This is a genomic window from Agarivorans sp. OAG1 (genome assembly GCF_037076485.1).
Lineage (GTDB): Bacteria > Pseudomonadota > Gammaproteobacteria > Enterobacterales > Celerinatantimonadaceae > Agarivorans > Agarivorans albus.
Map to the genome: position 1 here is coordinate 775,529 of NZ_AP028990.1, position 16,868 is coordinate 792,396.

The 16,868-nt window shown below is 45.5% G+C and carries 16 protein-coding genes and 1 tRNA gene; 7 read left to right on the plus strand and 10 right to left on the minus strand.

Annotated features, from left to right (window positions below; genetic code table 11):
* Window positions 1-183: 183 nt before the first annotated feature.
* From OAG1_RS03650 to rpsU, 5 genes are all read right to left on the minus strand, one after another.
* A tRNA-Ile gene (locus tag OAG1_RS03650) sits at window positions 184-260 on the minus strand.
* Window positions 261-372: 112 nt separating this feature from the next.
* Entirely contained in the window at window positions 373-2,196 is a 1,824-nt protein-coding gene (rpoD, locus tag OAG1_RS03655; protein WP_016403356.1) for an RNA polymerase sigma factor RpoD, read from the minus strand.
* A gap of 147 nt (window positions 2,197-2,343) precedes the next feature.
* On the minus strand, window positions 2,344-4,104 hold the full coding sequence (dnaG, locus tag OAG1_RS03660; RefSeq protein WP_338624042.1) for a DNA primase: 1,761 nt from the start codon (window positions 4,102-4,104) through the stop codon (window positions 2,344-2,346).
* A gap of 87 nt (window positions 4,105-4,191) precedes the next feature.
* Entirely contained in the window at window positions 4,192-4,635 is a 444-nt protein-coding gene (locus OAG1_RS03665) for a GatB/YqeY domain-containing protein (RefSeq protein ID WP_016403354.1), read from the minus strand.
* 16 nt (window positions 4,636-4,651) lie between these two features.
* Window positions 4,652-4,867 carry a 30S ribosomal protein S21 gene (rpsU, locus tag OAG1_RS03670; protein WP_016403353.1) on the minus strand — a complete coding sequence of 72 codons (216 nt, stop codon included), beginning with the start codon at window positions 4,865-4,867 and terminating at the stop codon, window positions 4,652-4,654.
* Window positions 4,868-5,088: 221 nt separating this feature from the next.
* On the opposite strand from rpsU, the gene tsaD reads away from it, so the two are divergent.
* The gene (tsaD, locus tag OAG1_RS03675; RefSeq protein ID WP_338624047.1) at window positions 5,089-6,111 is read left to right on the plus strand and encodes a tRNA (adenosine(37)-N6)-threonylcarbamoyltransferase complex transferase subunit TsaD; all 1,023 of its coding nucleotides are present in this window, start codon (window positions 5,089-5,091) and stop codon (window positions 6,109-6,111) included.
* 33 nt (window positions 6,112-6,144) lie between these two features.
* On the opposite strand, the gene plsY is transcribed toward tsaD, so the two are convergent.
* Window positions 6,145-6,738 (minus strand): glycerol-3-phosphate 1-O-acyltransferase PlsY, encoded by a 594-nt coding sequence (gene plsY / locus OAG1_RS03680; RefSeq protein WP_338624049.1) that lies wholly within the window; start codon window positions 6,736-6,738, stop codon window positions 6,145-6,147.
* Between the two features lie 123 nt (window positions 6,739-6,861).
* On the opposite strand from plsY, the gene folB reads away from it, so the two are divergent.
* The 3 genes from folB to OAG1_RS03695 are packed head-to-tail and all read left to right on the plus strand — an operon-like array spanning window position 6,862 to window position 8,540.
* The gene (gene folB, locus OAG1_RS03685; protein WP_338624051.1) at window positions 6,862-7,227 is read left to right on the plus strand and encodes a dihydroneopterin aldolase; all 366 of its coding nucleotides are present in this window, start codon (window positions 6,862-6,864) and stop codon (window positions 7,225-7,227) included.
* Window positions 7,227-7,715 carry a 2-amino-4-hydroxy-6-hydroxymethyldihydropteridine diphosphokinase gene (folK, locus tag OAG1_RS03690; protein ID WP_016403349.1) on the plus strand — a complete coding sequence of 163 codons (489 nt, stop codon included), beginning with the start codon at window positions 7,227-7,229 and terminating at the stop codon, window positions 7,713-7,715. The genes folB and folK overlap by 1 nt, the downstream gene beginning before the upstream one ends.
* Before the next feature lie 24 nt (window positions 7,716-7,739).
* Window positions 7,740-8,540: an undecaprenyl-diphosphate phosphatase gene (locus tag OAG1_RS03695; RefSeq protein WP_338624054.1), complete on the plus strand. Its 801-nt coding sequence runs from the start codon at window positions 7,740-7,742 to the stop codon at window positions 8,538-8,540.
* 90 nt (window positions 8,541-8,630) lie between these two features.
* On the opposite strand, the gene OAG1_RS03700 is transcribed toward OAG1_RS03695, so the two are convergent.
* Entirely contained in the window at window positions 8,631-9,872 is a 1,242-nt protein-coding gene (locus OAG1_RS03700; protein ID WP_338624057.1) for a multifunctional CCA addition/repair protein, read from the minus strand.
* A 134-nt stretch (window positions 9,873-10,006) separates the two neighbouring features.
* Between OAG1_RS03700 and OAG1_RS03705 the strand changes: the two genes are divergently transcribed.
* Both OAG1_RS03705 and OAG1_RS03710 read left to right on the plus strand, forming a co-directional pair.
* Complete coding sequence (locus tag OAG1_RS03705; protein ID WP_338624059.1) at window positions 10,007-11,629, plus strand: AAA family ATPase; 1,623 nt, start codon at window positions 10,007-10,009, stop codon at window positions 11,627-11,629.
* Window positions 11,629-12,441, plus strand: coding sequence for a general secretion pathway protein GspB (locus tag OAG1_RS03710; RefSeq protein ID WP_338624062.1), 813 nt, complete (start codon window positions 11,629-11,631; stop codon window positions 12,439-12,441). Before OAG1_RS03705 ends, OAG1_RS03710 begins: the two co-directional genes overlap by 1 nt.
* 64 nt (window positions 12,442-12,505) lie before the next feature.
* Here the strand turns inward: OAG1_RS03710 and OAG1_RS03715 are convergent, their stop codons facing one another.
* From OAG1_RS03715 to OAG1_RS03725, 3 genes are all read right to left on the minus strand, one after another.
* Complete coding sequence (locus OAG1_RS03715) at window positions 12,506-13,117, minus strand: TIGR04211 family SH3 domain-containing protein (RefSeq protein WP_338624064.1); 612 nt, start codon at window positions 13,115-13,117, stop codon at window positions 12,506-12,508.
* 110 nt (window positions 13,118-13,227) lie between these two features.
* Window positions 13,228-14,493: an inorganic phosphate transporter gene (locus OAG1_RS03720; protein WP_016401669.1), complete on the minus strand. Its 1,266-nt coding sequence runs from the start codon at window positions 14,491-14,493 to the stop codon at window positions 13,228-13,230.
* A gap of 26 nt (window positions 14,494-14,519) precedes the next feature.
* Window positions 14,520-15,197: a TIGR00153 family protein gene (locus OAG1_RS03725; RefSeq protein WP_016401668.1), complete on the minus strand. Its 678-nt coding sequence runs from the start codon at window positions 15,195-15,197 to the stop codon at window positions 14,520-14,522.
* Between the two features lie 183 nt (window positions 15,198-15,380).
* On the opposite strand from OAG1_RS03725, the gene OAG1_RS03730 reads away from it, so the two are divergent.
* Complete coding sequence (locus tag OAG1_RS03730; protein ID WP_338624069.1) at window positions 15,381-16,868, plus strand: CYTH domain-containing protein; 1,488 nt, start codon at window positions 15,381-15,383, stop codon at window positions 16,866-16,868.

Consider the following 16,868-nt stretch of genomic DNA (forward strand, 5'->3'; position numbering starts at 1 on the left):
TCACACTTTAGCCTAGAGGTTGAAAGTATTTGTTTTGAGCTTTTCGAGTGAAAAATAAGGAAAATCTCTCTATGATCTCACTAGGGTATTGGTATTGAGAATAGGTCTTTACGGGTGATGTACGGCACAGGGCCGGCACAGAAAAAAGGCGTAGTGGTTACTAACCTTCTACGCCTTTGTATATGGTGGCCCTTCACAGACTTGAACTGTGGACCTAACGATTATGAGTCGTGTGCTCTAACCAACTGAGCTAAAGGGCCAAATTGGGTGTTGAGAGCTTAGCTCAAACAACGAGGCTGGATTATAAAAAATCATATCAGCCTTGTCTATGCGTTTGAAACTAAGCGCTTATTTATTCGCCGTTTAGCTCGCCTATTCGTCTAAGAAGCTGCGTAGCTGCTCAGAACGAGAAGGGTGACGAAGCTTACGCAGTGCTTTGGCTTCAATCTGACGAATACGCTCACGGGTTACGTCAAACTGTTTGCCAACTTCTTCAAGAGTATGGTCGGTGTTCATACCGATACCAAAACGCATGCGCAGTACTTTAGCTTCACGCGGGGTTAGGCCTGCTAGTACTTCTTGAGTGGCAAACTTGAGGTTTTCGCCTGTTGCTGCATCTACTGGCATCGACAGGGTGGTATCCTCAATAAAGTCACCTAAGTGCGAATCTTCATCATCACCAATTGGTGTTTCCATGGAGATTGGCTCTTTAGCAATTTTAAGTACCTTACGGATCTTGTCTTCTGGCATTAACATGCGCTCTGCCAACTCTTCTGGAGTAGGTTCGCGACCCATTTCCTGAAGCATTTGACGGCTAATACGGTTTAGCTTGTTAATGGTTTCGATCATGTGAACCGGAATACGAATAGTACGTGCCTGGTCCGCAATAGAACGAGTAATAGCCTGACGGATCCACCAAGTCGCGTAAGTAGAGAATTTGTAACCACGACGGTATTCAAATTTATCTACGGCCTTCATTAGGCCAATGTTACCTTCTTGGATAAGGTCTAGAAATTGCAAACCACGGTTGGTGTATTTCTTCGCAATAGAAATTACCAAACGTAGGTTAGCTTCAACCATTTCTTTCTTAGCACGGCGAGCTTTTGCTTCACCAATGCTCATGCGACGGTTGATGTCTTTGATGTTGTTAATGGTTAGGCCGGTTTCTTCTTCAACACTTTTTAGTTTGAAGATACAACGGCGCACTTCTTCGTCTACTTCCATTAACGCCGGAGCGTAATCTTTAGCAGAGGTTTTGTGCTCGTTAAACCATTCTTCACTGGTTTCGTCTTTAGAGAAGGCTTTTACAAATGCTTGTTTTGGCATTTTGCCTTGCTCTACACACAGCTTAAGAATTAGGCGTTCTTGAGTACGCACACGTTCCATCATGGTACGCATGCTGGCTACTAGCTTGTCGAACAGTTTTGGTACTAGGCGGAAAGTATGGAAAATTTCGCTTAGCTCAAAAATCTCTTTAGTGGCACGGGCAGACATACGGCCGTGCTTTTCGATAGCTGCGTGAGTTTTTTCGTACTGCTCACGTAAGGTGTCGAAGCGCTCTTTTACCAATTCTGGGTCAAGACCAGTGTCTTCTTCTTCCTCGTCTTCATCTTCGTCTTCGTCTTCAAGATCTTTTTCTTCAAGCTCTGAGCCGATGTGCGTCGCAGTTGGTGCGGCTTCGGCTACTTCGTCTTCGTCGATGAAGCTGTTTACAATATCGCTAATTTTTAGTTCTTCTGCTTGGTACTGGTCGTACATTTCAAGCAAGATAGAAATGGTTTCTGGATACTCAGAAACACTGCGTTGAACTTCGTTAATACCTTCTTCAATGCGCTTGGCAATGTCGATTTCGCCTTCGCGGGTAAGTAGTTCAACGGTACCCATTTCACGCATGTACATACGCACTGGGTCGGTGGTGCGGCCTAATTCTGATTCTACCGTAGCAAGTGCTTGGGCTGCCGCTTCGGCGGCGTCTTCGTCGGTAGTATTTTCGGCCAACAATAAGTCATCGGCATCGGGTGCATTTTCATGTACCTGAATACCCATGTCGTTGATCATTTGAATGATATCTTCAACTTGATCGGAATCTACGATATCAGCAGGTAAATGGTCGTTTACCTCTGCATAAGTTAAGTAGCCTTGCTCTTTACCTTTTGCGAGAAGGAGTTTGAGTTGAGACTGTGGGGTTTGTTCCATAGATGTCATCCGAAGTAGATTAAGCTAGCAAAACCATAAACGTAAGCGCTGCAAGCGCAAACGAAGAATTATATCAAGTATGGGTTAAAATTTCTATATCAAGGGCATTTAACCAAAAACTTTTTGTTTATTCCTTAAACAAGCCAATTAAGGCTTTAATTCCACTACCAATTGCTGCATTTCGTATTTCTCTTCTACGCTAAGTGTACCTTGCAGTGACTTAACATTGAGTTGCTCGTAACGCTGCAACAGCAGTTGCTCCACAAAACTGGCAATAATATCTTGCAGCTCGTCTGGGTAGCCTGATTCGTCAATTTCTAAATTATAGCCTGCCAGTGCACTCAAATGTTTTTGCTCAGGCTGTTCGCGCCAGCGTTCGATTAGCTGGCCAGTGGTTATCTCGGGTTTTTTGTGTATTTCGCCAATGAGCGCTAATAACAGTGGCATGCCTTTAATGTTAACTTGCTTAAGCTGCTCTGAAGGCGGCAATTCGTTAGCAATATCAGGCCGTTGCAAAATCATCGCAATAGCTTTTCGCATTGGGGTGATTTTGAGTGTGTTGGCCTGCGTATTTTGGGGCTTGGGGTCGCTTGCGGCAAAAAACTTGGTTAAGCGGTTACTATCCCAGCGCAACCATTTGGCCAATTCGCCCTTGAGCATTTCGCGATAAAATTCAGCTTGAACCGGCTTAATTAGCTCAGAAGCGCGGGCTGCTAAATGGCTTTTTCCCGCATCTGTAGTGACGTCGATTTCTTGGCTTAAGCGCTCAAACAAGAAGCGCGATAGCGGCATGGCGTCGCGCATGCGTTGTTCAAAGCCGTCTTTACCTTCTTGGCGAACCAAAGTGTCTGGATCTTCCCCGTCGGGTAAAAACATAAACTTAAGTTCTACGTTGTCGCGTAAATGCGGTAGGGCATTTTCTAGGGCGCGCCATGCTGCGTCGCGGCCTGCACGGTCGCCATCGTAGCAACAGATAATTTGGTTGCTGGTTCTAAATAGCGTTTGTAGGTGCTCTGGGGTGGTAGAGGTACCTAGTGAGGCAACTGCGTAGTCAATCTCAAACTGGGCTAATGACACCACATCCATATAGCCTTCTACTACCAATATTTGTGGTATTTGCTTATGCGCTTGGCGCACTTCGTAAAGGCCGTAGAGTTCACGCCCTTTATGAAATACGCTGGTCTCTGGTGAGTTTAGATACTTTGGTGTGCCGTCGCCAAATACTCGCCCGCCAAAGCCAATATAACGACCACGTTTATCACGAATTGGAAACATCACTCTATCGCGAAAACGATCGTAGCGGCGGCCTTTGTCGTTTTCTATCGATAATCCGGCATCGACAAGTTGTTGGCTGGCCTGCTTAGAGCCACCAAGGGCTTTACCTAGCGCATCCCACTCATCGGGCGCATAACCAATGGAGAAGCGTTGTACCACCTCGCCACTTAAGCCACGGCTTTTTAGGTAGTCGATAACCTGTAGTTTGTTGGGGTTAGTACGTAGTTGCTGCTGAAAAAAGCGGCTGGCGTGGCCAATCAGTTCGTATAAGTCTTTACTGGCTTGGCGTTGTTGTTGGCTTTTTTCTTTATCAAATTTACTGTTGTTGCTGTTTTCTCGCTCTACTTCCACACCCATTTGGCTGGCCAAGTCTTCAATGGCATCTACAAACTCCAGTTTGTCGTATTCCATTAAAAAGCTGATGGCATTGCCGTGGGCACCACAACCAAAGCAGTGATAAAACTGTTTGTCTTGGCTTACGGTAAAAGAGGGGGATTTTTCATTATGAAAAGGACAGCACGCTGAGTAGTTTTTGCCGGCTTTTTTTAAACGCACACGTTGGTCGATAAGGCTTACGATATCGGTACGAGCCAATAAATCATCGATAAACTGTTGCGGTATTCTTCCAGCCATTCACTACCATCTTCAGCGAAAATTAAAAACAAACAAGCCGTGAACTCAATGAGAACACGGCTTGTTCGAGTATTCTAAGGGACGAGCTTAGGCTAGTTTACTGCGGACAGCGGCGCTAATAGCACCCATGTCTGCACGGCCTTGTACCTGAGGTTTCAGGATGCCCATCACTTTACCCATATCTTGCATTCCAGCAGCGCCTGTTTGAGCAATAGCAGCTTCGATTAACGAGGCTACTTCTTGTTCGCTAAGCGCTTGAGGAAGGAACGCTTCCAAGATTTCAATCTCGGCAAGTTCTTTATCAGCTAAGTCTTGACGTTCGGCAGCTGTAAATTGTTCAGCTGCGTCTTTACGCTGTTTTACTTGTTTAACAATGATGCTCAGGATCTGGTCATCATCTAAAGTAATGCGCTCGTCAATTTCTACCTGTTTAACAGCCGCAAGCAACATACGCAGTGTGCCAAGACGAAACTTGTCTTTGGCGCGCATTGCTGCTTTTTGCTCATCTTGTAAGGTTGCTTTTAATGACATAGGTTATTAACAGCGCTTAGTACAAGCGAACGCGACGTGCGTTTTCACGAGCCAATTTCTTAGCGTGACGTTTAACAGCAGACGCTTTAGCACGTTTACGAGCTGTAGTTGGTTTTTCATAAAACTCGCGACGGCGAACTTCAGAAAGAATACCTGCTTTCTCGCAAGAGCGCTTGAAACGACGTAGAGCTACGTCAAATGGTTCGTTTTCACGTACTTTAACGATTGGCATATGCCTATCACCTTCCGGTTTATTAACGGCCGAACAAAAATCAGCCTGAGTGTTTAAAAATGGTGCGGAATTTTAAGCCGAACTAGGGGGCAATGTAAAGCCTATTTGTAATCCTCTGGTGAAATAAGCCGCTAGCAAGTAATATAGCTGCGATTTTAAGCGGGCTTAAGCATTAAAAACACCAATTTTTAAGCCAGTAACTAAGCAGGAAAAGCAAGATTATGCGTGTACTAGGTATTGAAACGTCGTGTGATGAAACGGGCGTGGCCATTTATGATGACCAACAAGGTTTATTGGCCGACGTTCTTTACAGCCAGGTTAAATTACATGCCGATTATGGTGGAGTAGTGCCAGAATTGGCCTCGCGCGACCACATTCGTAAAACCATTCCTCTTATAAAAGAAGCGATGGCGAATGCCAACTGCACGGCAGATGATATTGATGCAGTAACATACACCGCAGGCCCAGGTTTAGTAGGGGCTTTATTGGTTGGCTCGCTAACAGCGCGCAGTATTGCGATGGCGTGGAACAAACCTGCTGTGCCAGTGCACCATATGGAAGGGCATTTGTTAGCCCCAATGCTAGAAGACAATCCGCCAGAGTTTCCTTTTTTAGCCTTGCTGGTTTCCGGTGGCCACACGCTATTAGTAGAAGTGGACGGCATTGGCGAATATCAAATTCTTGGTGAATCTATTGATGATGCAGCCGGTGAAGCCTTTGATAAAACCGCCAAGTTATTAGGTTTAGATTATCCAGGTGGCCCAGCTCTAAGCCGTTTGGCTGAAAAGGGCACACCAGGCCGCTTTACTTTTCCTAGACCAATGACTGATCGTCCTGGTTTAGATATGAGCTTTTCAGGCCTTAAAACCTTTGCTAAAAATACCATCGATGCTGAAGGTAAAGATGAACAAACCCAAGCAGATATTGCCTTAGCATTTCAACAAGCCTTGGTTGAAACCTTAATCATTAAGTGCCGTCGCGCCTTAAAGCAAACTGGCTTAAAACGCTTAGTGATTGCCGGTGGTGTAAGCGCCAATAAATCATTGCGTGAGCAGCTCGGTGAGTTACTAGAATCGCGTGGGGGTAAAGTGTATTACCCGCGGCCAGCATTTTGTACCGACAATGGCGCTATGATTGCTTACGCAGGTATGCAGCGTTTTAAAGCAGGGCAAACCGAAGGTTTATCAGTAAAAGCGATGCCTCGTTGGCCGCTTGATGAATTACCGCCCGCTAAAGTGATTTAGATGTTAAAAAAAGCGCCTTAAATAGGCGCTTTTTTATTGGTCTTTATTGACTACTTTGCTTTCGGTGTGATTGCGCAGACGAGTAATGTTGCCTTGGTGGCGAATAATAATAAGGCAGGCTAGCATCGCAACGGGGAGAGTGTATTCAGGTTTGATTAACCAAGTGTATAAAGGCGCTAAACTCACACTCACAATAGCGGCTAACGATGAATAGCCGCGCAGTTTTAAGGTAATAATCCAAGTTACTATCAGTAAAGCTGCTAAGTCTAAGCCAATTGGCAGTACGCCACCTAAGGCTGTTGCGACACCTTTGCCACCTTCAAAATGAAAGAAGATGGGGTACATGTGGCCTAAGCATGCAGCTATACCCACAAATCCTAATACTACTGGCGCTAGCCCTGCGTAGTAACCCACCCAAACCGGCACCATGCCTTTTAATAGGTCACATATTAATACTAATGCTGCAGGAATTTTGCCACCGATGCGGTAAACGTTGGTGGCGCCTGGGTTGTTTGAGCCATGTTGGCGAGGGTCGGGTAAGCGATAAATTCGACATATTAGTACGGCACTGGATATAGAACCCAGCAAATAAGCTGCCGTAATAAAAAATAAACCGAGTAAACCCATTAGCTTAGAAGCATTCCACCAATTGCCGAATTGCGGTATTATCGCGCTCTCTCAAAGGTCAAATCATACGCTGTTTTTTTAGCTAAGGCTAATAAGCACGTTTGCAGCACAGCAGCCAGAACTATGGATAAAGTATTTATTAAAGATCTCACCGTATTAGCCACCATCGGTGCTTACGAGTGGGAAAAAGAGATTAAGCAAAAGTTGCTTATCGATTTAGAAATGGCGTGGGATAACAAACCTGCCGCCCAAAATGATGATTTATCGCTAGCGCTCGATTACGCCTCGGTGAGTCAAGCGGTGAGTGATCTCGTTACTGGGCAAGCTCACGAGTTAGTAGAAACCGTGGCTGAAAAAGTGGCGAGCTTAGTGATTCAGCAGTTTTCTGTGCCGTGGATTAAGGTCACTATCAATAAACCCGGAGCCGTTCCATTTGCTAGCAACGTGGGTGTGCAGATTGAACGTGAGCAAAAGGATTACGCTTCGTAATGGCCGATATTTTTGTAGGCATTGGCAGTAACATTGAACGTGAGCAATACATCCAACAAGGTGTGGCTGCATTACGCGCACAATTTGGCGAGTTAACTTTAAGCCCAGTTTATGAAAGCCCAGCCTTGGGTTTTGATGGGCCCGAGTTCTACAATTTGGTGGCTAAATTTACTAGCCCTTTATCCTTACAAGCGGTGTTTGAAGCGATTAAACGGATAGAATTTGAACACGGGCGGGCAATGGATGCGCAAAAGTACTCGTCACGCACCTTAGATATCGATATTCTTTTATATAACCACTTAGTGGTAGATTCACCCTGTGTATTACCCAGAGCCGAGATAAGTAAAAGTGCTTTTGTATTAAAGCCGCTGGCAGATATTGCTGGCGAGTTGGTACATCCAACACTTCATCAAACTTACACGCAACTATGGCAAGATTTTGATCATAGTAGCCAAGTGCTCACTCTTGTAGAGAGTTTCAACTTTTAATTTTTTAGCAGCAAGGAACCAAGAATGAGTACATTTGAGACCATTTTTTTGGCTTTGATCCAAGGTTTGACCGAGTTTTTACCTATTTCCAGTTCTGCCCATTTAATTTTGCCCTCGCAGATATTTGGTTGGGATGATCAGGGGATTGCCTTTGATGTTGCGGTGCATGTAGGTAGTTTGTTTGCCGTATTGGGTTACTTTAGAAAAGAAGTATGGGCCATGCTTAAAGCGTGGCTAAGCTCGTTTACTGGTAACCGCAGCCCCGAGGCTGTGCTTGCTTGGTTAATTATCTTAGCCACTATTCCTGCGGTACTGTTTGGCGGCTTGTTTAAATCGTTGATTGAAGAGTACTTGCGCTCTGCGTATGTGATTGCGACAACCACCATCGTATTTGGTGCTTTGTTATGGTGGGCCGATTCGCAAGCTAAGTTAGTGCACGACGAGTACAAAATTGGCTGGAAACAAGCGCTGTTTGTGGGTGTTGCACAAGCCATAGCGATTATTCCTGGTACTTCGCGGAGTGGTATAACAATTACAGCAGGCTTAATGTTGGGCCTAACCCGCGAAGCCGCGGCGCGTTTTTCATTTTTAATGTCTATTCCAGTAATTGTTGGCGCTTGTGTTCTTATGGGCAAAGACATGGCTGATAATCCGGTGGATATTGATTGGTCGGCGATGTCGCTGGGTATATTGGTGTCGTTTATCAGTGCTTATTCTTGTATTCACTTGTTTATTAAGTGGGTTAACAAGGTAGGTATGAAGCCGTTTGTTATCTACCGAATGCTACTGGGTATTACTTTGTTTGCCTTTTTAGCCTTAAGTTAAACGACCTTTAGTTCGAACAAAAAAAAGCACGCCAATGGGCGTGCTTTTTTATTGTAATGAATTGCTTGGCTTGGTTACTGTTCAATCAGCTTATTGCTCAAGATGCTGTAAATAACGCTGTTTTTCTTGCTTAATCAGCTTAAGCCGCGCTAGGTGCACCTGTTCGCGAATCTCTTCACCTTTATAACCTTGTTGCACAATGGCTTGAATGTTCACACTGTTGGCTACCTCGAGTTGCGATAGCAAATAGTTGTAAGCAGGGTAATCGTTTTGTTCAAAACCTAAACGACCACGAATATCGGCCACGCCAGCTTCTAATATTTGGGTAAAACGTTCTGGCTTGCGCCAAGCATCGCAGCGGTTAAACAGCTTTAATACGGTTTCGGGACGAAGTTCCAAAGCGCTGTGAATGGTAATGTGGTGCTCAGCGACAAGTAGCGCTAAATCTCGGTACTCGTTAGGTACTTTGATGCGTTGGCAAAAGGCTTTGATTAACTTTACACCCTTAGGTCCGTGGCCTGGATGAGAAGGTAGCTTTTCTTCAGGGGTTAAGGCTTTGCCAAAGTCGTGGCACAAGGCTGCAAAGCGCACTAGGTCGCTATAGCCATGTTTAGCACTTTGCTCTATTACCATTAAGGTGTGAATACCGGTGTCTATTTCTGGGTGCCATTTGGGACTGGCTGGTACTCCAAATAAGTCATCCAGTTCTGGTATTAAGGCCGCCAGTGCGTCCGCTTCTCGCAATACCGCAAAAAATACTTGTGGTGATTGGCTGCCAAGCGCTTTTTCTAGTTCTCGCCAAATACGCTCTGGGGTTAAGCTCGCTAATTCGCCCGAGTGAGCAATTTCTCGCATTAACTCGATGGTTTCATCGGCAACTTTAAATCCTAGGTGATGGAAACGCGCGGCAAAGCGGGCTACTCGTAATACTCGCAGCGGATCTTCTACAAAGGCGGGCGATACATGGCGTAGTAGCTTCGCGTCTAAGTCGCGTTGGCCATCGTAAGGGTCAATTAGCTCACCATTTTCTGCGCGGGCAATGGCATTTACGGTAAGGTCGCGTCGTAAGAGGTCGTCTTCTAAGCGAATATCATCGGAAAAATCACAACTAAAGCCGGTGTAGCCTGTGCCTTGTTTACGCTCGGTGCGCGCCAATGCATATTCTTCTTGGCTGTGAGGATGCAAAAATACTGGGAAATCTTTGCCTACTTGGCTGTAGCCAAGATGCAGCATTTGTTCGGGAGTTGCGCCAACCACAACGTGATCGCGGTCTTTTACTTGTAAACCTAGTAGTTGATCTCGTACTGCTCCGCCGACTAAATAGGTTTCCACTTATCACTCCTCGTTAACTAATATCCACAAACGCCTTGCGTGGGGGTATTATACACCTATCAATGCTCAATAGGGCTTGGATTGCGACTTGTAATATAAGTGGCAGCCATAATCGGTGAAAGGATAGCGGTTTAATGTATTTGGATTACTTTGGCTTAAAGGAAAGTCCCTTTTCGATAGCGCCAAACCCTGATTTCTTGTTTATGAGCGAGCGTCATAAAGAAGCCTTGGCTCACCTTACCTTTGGTTTGGGCGAGACTGGTGGCTTTGTATTGCTTACTGGTGAGGTAGGTACCGGCAAAACCACGGTGTCGCGCGCCTTGCTTAAACAAGTGCCCGAAAACACCCAAGTGGCCTTGGTGTTAAACCCAAGCCTTACCGAACTAGAGTTGTTAGCCACAGTGTGTGACGAGCTAAGTATAGAATATGACCGTGACTCTTTTAGCGTAAAAGATTTTGGTGACGCGATTCGCCAGCGCTTGTTAGAAAACCACTTCCAAGGCGGCAATACTATGCTGCTGATTGATGAAGCGCAGCACTTGTCGGTAGAAGTCCTCGAACAATTACGGCTATTAACCAATTTTGAAACCGATACACGCAAGTTATTGCGGGTGGTATTAATTGGCCAACCCGAACTGCAGCAAAAGCTTAAGCAACCTGTTTTACGCCAATTGGCTCAGCGTATTACCGCTCGCTATCACTTGCTGCCATTAACCGTAAATGAAGTAGAAGCCTACGTGCGCCATCGCTTAATGGTGGCGGGGTGTGAGCGCCCTCTATTTGCTCCCTCGGTGATTAAGCAGTTGTTTAAGGCCGCTGACGGTATTCCGCGAGTGATTAACTTGTTATGCGACCGTGCGCTGTTAGCCGCCTACGGCCGCGACCAAATGCAGGTAGACAAAAAAGCGCTTAACCAAGCGATTGAAGAAGTGGCCTTGGGCGAGCCTAAGTCTCAAGGCTTTAACCTTAACTATGTATTGAGTGGTGCTTTATTAGGCTGCTTGATTGTGGCGGCTTGGTTTATCTTGCAGCAAACGCCAGCAGTTGAAATAGACAACCAGCCGATAGCTGCGCCAGTTGTTGAGCGCCCAGCCGAGATTGTTGCTGTAGAACCTGCTCCAGTGTTGGAACAAAGCGAAGATGACATTCAAGCAATTAAGCAAGAGTGGCAGCAACTACGAGCGAACAACAGTTTGCCAGCGCGCTCTTGGCAATTATTGTTGCGTACTTGGGGTTACGATGTGGCGAATGCGCAAGCAAACTGCAACCTAGTAACAAGCTTAGATTTATATTGTTTAAACCTTACAGGCGGCGAGCGGGCTTTGCGAGAAGTGAACCTTCCCGCGGTAGTTGAGCTAGAAGAAGACGGTCATTACTTTTATGCGGTGGTGCGCCATTGGGGGCCTAAATTGGAACTGTGGATGGGTGATCGCGCAATTATGGTTAGTCGATCTTGGTTTGGCCAACGTTGGAACGGTGAGTTTCAAGTTCTCTGGAAGCAACCCCCAGGCTTTACTGGGGTGCTTAAACAGGGCAACCAAGGCGAAGCCGTTTATTGGTTGGAACAAAGCTTGTCGTTAATTCAAGGGCAGCGTCCACGCAAAACCTTTAATTTTGATGCCCAGTTAAGCCGCCAAGTGCAGCAGTTCCAGCAGCAAAATCGCCTAAGTGCCGATGGCATAGCTGGTGTGTTTACTTTATTACGTCTTAACCAACAGATTTACGTTGATCAACCGCGCTTGCAGGAGTTGAACTAATGTCCAGTATTTTAGACGCACAGCGCCGCAGTCAGCCAAACGAAGCTGTTGCTTTAGTTGCGCCCTCGTCAGTTAATCCAGTATTAACCGCAGTGCTAAGTTCGGTTCTCACCTTATCTTTAGGCGCTGGTGGTTTTTGGCTGTGGCAGCAATCAAACAAGGATACCGCGCCGGCTAAAGTGGAGGCTGCGGTTCAGCCTGTAACTAAAGAGCTAGAAACTAAACCTATAATGCGGGTCTCTCGGGTGGTTGAGCCTAAGTTAGAGATTGAGCTGTTGCCTTTGCCTCAATTAGAAGGACTAGAAAAGGTTGATTTGCTAGCGCTACGCCAAAAGCAGTTTGAAACCTTATTAAATGCACCTATTCCGCAGTATCAAGCGCCAGAGCCAGTGGCTACGCCAAACGACCGCTCTACTGTGGTGGCCAGTAAGCCTGCGCCAGTGCAGCATTCAACACCTGCCAAGCCTAGCTCGGCAGAGGAAAAGGGCTTAGAGCAACGCTTTGCTGCGGCTGTGCAAGCAACCAATACCTTAAGCTGGGACGCTGAGCTTGACCCTAGTACTTATGACGACGCACCCATGGTTGGTGCGCTCGACCCAGAGGTGCAAAAATTGGTACCAGCCATTACCTTTAACTCGCACGTATTTTCGTCAGATCCGAACCGTCGTTATGTCACCCTTAATGATAAAGAGTTGGTTGAAGGGGATTTTGTTACCAAGAACATCGAGTTGGTGGCGATTCGTCTTGATGACATTGTGCTGCGGGTTGCCGGTAACTTATGTCGACTGAATGCTTTGTCAGATTGGGGTTAACAAAAAAGTGGGGCTAACAAAAAAGGCGCACTAAGCGCCTTTTTTAATGGGAAAATAACAGCGATTACATCCACTGATTATCGCGCTTTTTACGACGAGGGATCATTGGCAGCAATATACCTAGAATTAAACCAATACCCGCTACACCTGCGCCTCGCATAAACCACTGCATTTGCACCGCTTCATCTTTGGTGTCTAGCTCATGTTGGATGGCATTATTTTGCTGGCTAATTTGAGTAAGCTGTTCGTTCAATTGATCGTTAGTAAGCTGAAGTTGTTCAATTTGCTGTTGCTGGGCATCAATTTGCTCAGCTTGTTCGGCAGAGGCTGCGCCGCTGTCTTGCTGTTGCTGCTTAAGCGCAGTTTGGCTTTTTTCTAACTGGCTTTTCACTTGTTCTAATTGAGCAGCTAAGCCTGGAGAGCGATTAAGGTATTTAGCTTCTACCCAGCCTTCGCGGCCATTCTCTAAAACAATTTTGGCGTATTTGTTTTCTTGGTTGAATTCAACCTGATTGATTTTAGTACCTGCGTTAACGCTACCCACAATTCGAAATTGGTTGCTAGGACCTGAATGCATGAAGACATATAAGTCGTCAGAGATGTAACGAGTTTGAGCAAGAGCAGGGAAGGCGAGGGCAAGCGACAAAAAAGCAGCAGATAATGTTCTGACAATCACGGCGTATCTCTTTATTTAGAATAGTTTCGCCGTTAGTGTACGAAACAACGTTGCTAGTCTCAACCAGCAACGTTGTTAATGTGAGTAAAGTTAACTAGTTTAGTGGGTAACTAGTTAAAAATAGCCAACATAATGTAGTAAAACACGATAGACAGTGCTGCACCAGCAGGTAGTGTTACTACCCAAGATACTACAATACTACGTACTACACCGAGGTTAAGCGCGGCAATACCACGTGCCATACCCACACCTAACACCGCACCTACTAGGGTTTGTGTGGTAGAGATTGGCAAGCCAGTACCCGAGGCTACTACTACTGTTGTTGCAGCAGCCAGTTCAGCAGCAAAACCACGGCTAGGTGTAAGGTGGGTAATACCTTTACCAATAGTGGCAATTACACGGTGACCAAACAGGGCTAAACCGGCCACAATACCTAAACCACCTAGTGGTAAAATCCACCATGCTAGTGAGGCTTTAGCGGCAATTTCACCGTTGTTATTTACTACGCTAACTACTGCCGCCAATGGACCGATAGCATTTGCTACGTCGTTTGAACCGTGAGCAAAAGCCATACAACAAGCGGTGATTACCATTAGTACCGCAAATACTTTTTCTACGTTGGTGTAGTGCATTTGACGGTCGGCTTTAGGGTCGATTTTTAGGCGGCTAATAATCACTTTACCTACAATAGCAACCAATACGCCAACGGCTACTGCCCAAACGTAACCTTCAACACTGCTTAGCTCTAAACCAATGTGTTTAAGACCCTTTTTGATGGTTACTAGCGCCATCATAAAGCCAGCTAAGAACATGTAACCTGGCACGTAGCGCTTAGCGGCTTCTAGTGGGTTATCGTGTTCAAAAATAAGCTTCTGGGCGCTCACAAAGATTAAGTAAGCAAATACACCTGAAATAGCCGGAGTGATAATCCAGCTACCTACAATGCCGCCCACTTTGGCCCATTCTACAGCTTCTGTGCCTACACCTACTGCGGCGAAACCAACAATGGCACCAATAATAGAGTGAGTGGTTGATACCGGCCAGCCGTTGTAAGAGGCAATTAATAGCCACGTACCAGCAGCAAGCAGCGCGGCAATCATACCGAATACTAATAGCTCGGGAGTGTTAACAAACGCGCCAGAATCAATGATACCTTTACGTACGGTATTGGTTACCGCACCACCGGCCAAATAAGCACCGGCAAATTCAAAGATCATCGCGATAATAATCGCTTGTTTAATGGTAATAGCGTTAGAGCCTACCGATGTACCCATAGCGTTGGCTACGTCGTTGGCACCAATACCCCACGCCATAACAAAGCCAAAAACGGCCGCAATAATAATCAGCGTAGTGCCGTAAGTTGCAAGAATTTCCATTGGAGTTACCTAAGTATTTTCTTTGTTTAGCGATAGATCATCAGTTCTAAGCGAGCACCAACGCGCTGCGCTTGGTCGGCTAATTCGCCGATAGCTTCAATGATGAAATATAGGAACATTGCGTCGATAGGATCTAGTTTCTTCTCTAGCTTTTGTAATTTTCGACGAATTTTGATTTGCTGTGCGTCGGTATCGTCTTCGATGATATCGAGTTCGTGTACCATTTTTTTCACTAGGTCTACTTCACGGCCTTTAAAGCCTGTTTCTAGTAGATCTTCCAGTTCGTTGATCACTTCTTTAGCTTTACCGGTTGCATCTAAACAACGTGCTAAGTAAGTCATGAACATTTCAGCAAGTTTAGGTGGTAACTCCATCTTTCGGCCTAACATGCGACCTGAAATGTCTTTTGCTTTATTGGCAATTCGATCTTGGTGAGTAAGCAGCTCGAGTACGTCTGAACGTTCAACTGGCATGAAAATACCACCAGGTAGATTCAGGCGAATTTCACGCTTCATGCGATCAGCTTCTTTTTCTAAGTTTGAAATGTCTCTACGACGTTTTGCCGCAGTTTTCCAATCTTTATTAAGTACTGCTTCAAAAAAAGGTACAAGACCTTCACAGCATTCGTGTACTACATTGATATGCTCTTCTAGAGGTTTAATCGGCGATTTAGCGAACAAACCTAGAATTGTATTTCCGGACATAATCTCTGTTCCAATTAGCTATGCAAAGGATATATTTTTTGCGAGGCGCATGGTAACGTAGCGGAGCTTAAGTGCAAGCATTTATCTTACAATTTGTTGCTTTTTACTTGAGCTGAATCAAAGGTTTTGTATGAAAACTGAACAGAGGGAGCAGGTCGCTGCATCAGCCTACATGGATAAACCATGAACAATGAAATTGAAATCAAGCTCTTAGCTACACCTCAATGCGCGTCGGTGTTATTGGCTCGGCTCAATCAGTATAGTGTGCTGCAAACCGAAGTGAAAACCCTCACCAGTGTTTATTTTGATACTGATGACCGCCAACTGATGCGTTGGGGTATGGGCTTACGTATTCGCAGTGGCGATGGCGACAATGTTCAAACCATTAAAACCGATGGATTAAGTGTAGGCGGTTTACACCAGCGTCCCGAATACAATTGTGTGCTTCAATCTAACCAACCACAATTAGCCTTATTTGAAGAAGTTGAATGGCCAGCCGGCGCCGAACTTTCCAGTCTTAATAATCAGCTAAGCCCTTTATTTACTACCACCTTTGATAGACAAACTTGGTTGGTTGATTTACCTAACGATACCCTAATTGAAGTAGCTTTCGATCAAGGTTCGCTTACCGCAGGAAGCGAGCACGAAGCCATATGCGAAATTGAGCTGGAGTTTGTGAAAGGTGACATTAGTCAGCTTTTCGAACTCGCCAGCGACATTGCTTCAATAGAAGGTTTACGCTTAGCAAACATTAGCAAAGCTCAGCGTGGATATATGCTGGCTACCGCTCACGTACAACAAGTTAAAACCCTAAGCGCAGTTAAACTTAGTGATGCTGATAGTACTAGTGAATGCTTAAATCGAATTTTTGCTGGTGCACTCGAACATTGGCAATACCACGAACAGCTATTTGTGGAGCAGCGAAGTTTTGCCGCTTTGGAGCAAGTCTCTCTAGCGGTGCAAATGTTGTTTCAAGCCTGCAAAATGTTTAGTGAGCGCGATTTAGTAGAATGCGCTTGGCTTAATGAATTACGTTGGCTGCGCCGACAGTTTGCGTGGTTAACCCAAGCTGCCAGTTTAAATAAACTGACTGCTGAACGAGGTGCATTGATTAAGAAGTTACCTCAGCAACGCTCTTTGTTGAAAACCCTGCAACAGCGTCAGCATGATTTGCCGCAACCTGATGATGTTTATCAATTAATGCATAGCGCCCGCTATTGTAGTTTGATGTTAAAAATAACCCGTTGGCTTTATCAAGCTAAATGGCAGCACAGCCAAGCTCTGCAACAAGAGAATATTCAGCATTTAGCCAAAGCTATGTTGCAAACTAGTTGGGATTACTTGCAACAATCGCCTTTGGCTGAGCCCCAGCTTGATTGTAATGCTTATATGAAACAGGCCACTAAGCTGCGACGTAACCTGCTGGTGGGCATGTGTGTTGGTGAATTGTTTGATCAAGAGCTGCGCCAAGAATTCCGCTTGCCTTGGGTAGATATTTTATCGGGCATTGAAGAACTGAGTTTGTTTAAACCTATGCGAGAACTATTGCCCGAGCTGGATGCTGAGTTACAGCAAGCCATTGAAAAATGGGTGCAGCGTAAAGAGCGCTCCTTACTGGATGCCTTAGAGTTTTCTCGCCAGCAAGCGCTGCAACAAGCGGTGTATTGGTAA

Excerpts from the sequence above, each read along its gene's own strand:
- rpoD (WP_016403356.1), bottom strand. The coding sequence starts at position 2,196 with ATGGAACAAACCCCACAGTCTCAACTCAAACTCCTTCTCGCAAAAGGT.
- dnaG (WP_338624042.1), bottom strand. The coding sequence starts at position 4,104 with ATGGCTGGAAGAATACCGCAACAGTTTATCGATGATTTATTGGCTCGT.
- OAG1_RS03665 (WP_016403354.1), bottom strand. The coding sequence starts at position 4,635 with ATGTCATTAAAAGCAACCTTACAAGATGAGCAAAAAGCAGCAATGCGC.
- rpsU (WP_016403353.1), bottom strand. The coding sequence starts at position 4,867 with ATGCCAATCGTTAAAGTACGTGAAAACGAACCATTTGACGTAGCTCTA.
- tsaD (WP_338624047.1), top strand. The coding sequence starts at position 5,089 with ATGCGTGTACTAGGTATTGAAACGTCGTGTGATGAAACGGGCGTGGCC.
- plsY (WP_338624049.1), bottom strand. The coding sequence starts at position 6,738 with ATGGGTTTACTCGGTTTATTTTTTATTACGGCAGCTTATTTGCTGGGT.
- folB (WP_338624051.1), top strand. The coding sequence starts at position 6,862 with ATGGATAAAGTATTTATTAAAGATCTCACCGTATTAGCCACCATCGGT.
- folK (WP_016403349.1), top strand. The coding sequence starts at position 7,227 with ATGGCCGATATTTTTGTAGGCATTGGCAGTAACATTGAACGTGAGCAA.
- OAG1_RS03695 (WP_338624054.1), top strand. The coding sequence starts at position 7,740 with ATGAGTACATTTGAGACCATTTTTTTGGCTTTGATCCAAGGTTTGACC.
- OAG1_RS03705 (WP_338624059.1), top strand. The coding sequence starts at position 10,007 with ATGTATTTGGATTACTTTGGCTTAAAGGAAAGTCCCTTTTCGATAGCG.
- OAG1_RS03710 (WP_338624062.1), top strand. The coding sequence starts at position 11,629 with ATGTCCAGTATTTTAGACGCACAGCGCCGCAGTCAGCCAAACGAAGCT.
- OAG1_RS03720 (WP_016401669.1), bottom strand. The coding sequence starts at position 14,493 with ATGGAAATTCTTGCAACTTACGGCACTACGCTGATTATTATTGCGGCC.
- OAG1_RS03725 (WP_016401668.1), bottom strand. The coding sequence starts at position 15,197 with ATGTCCGGAAATACAATTCTAGGTTTGTTCGCTAAATCGCCGATTAAA.
- OAG1_RS03730 (WP_338624069.1), top strand. The coding sequence starts at position 15,381 with ATGAACAATGAAATTGAAATCAAGCTCTTAGCTACACCTCAATGCGCG.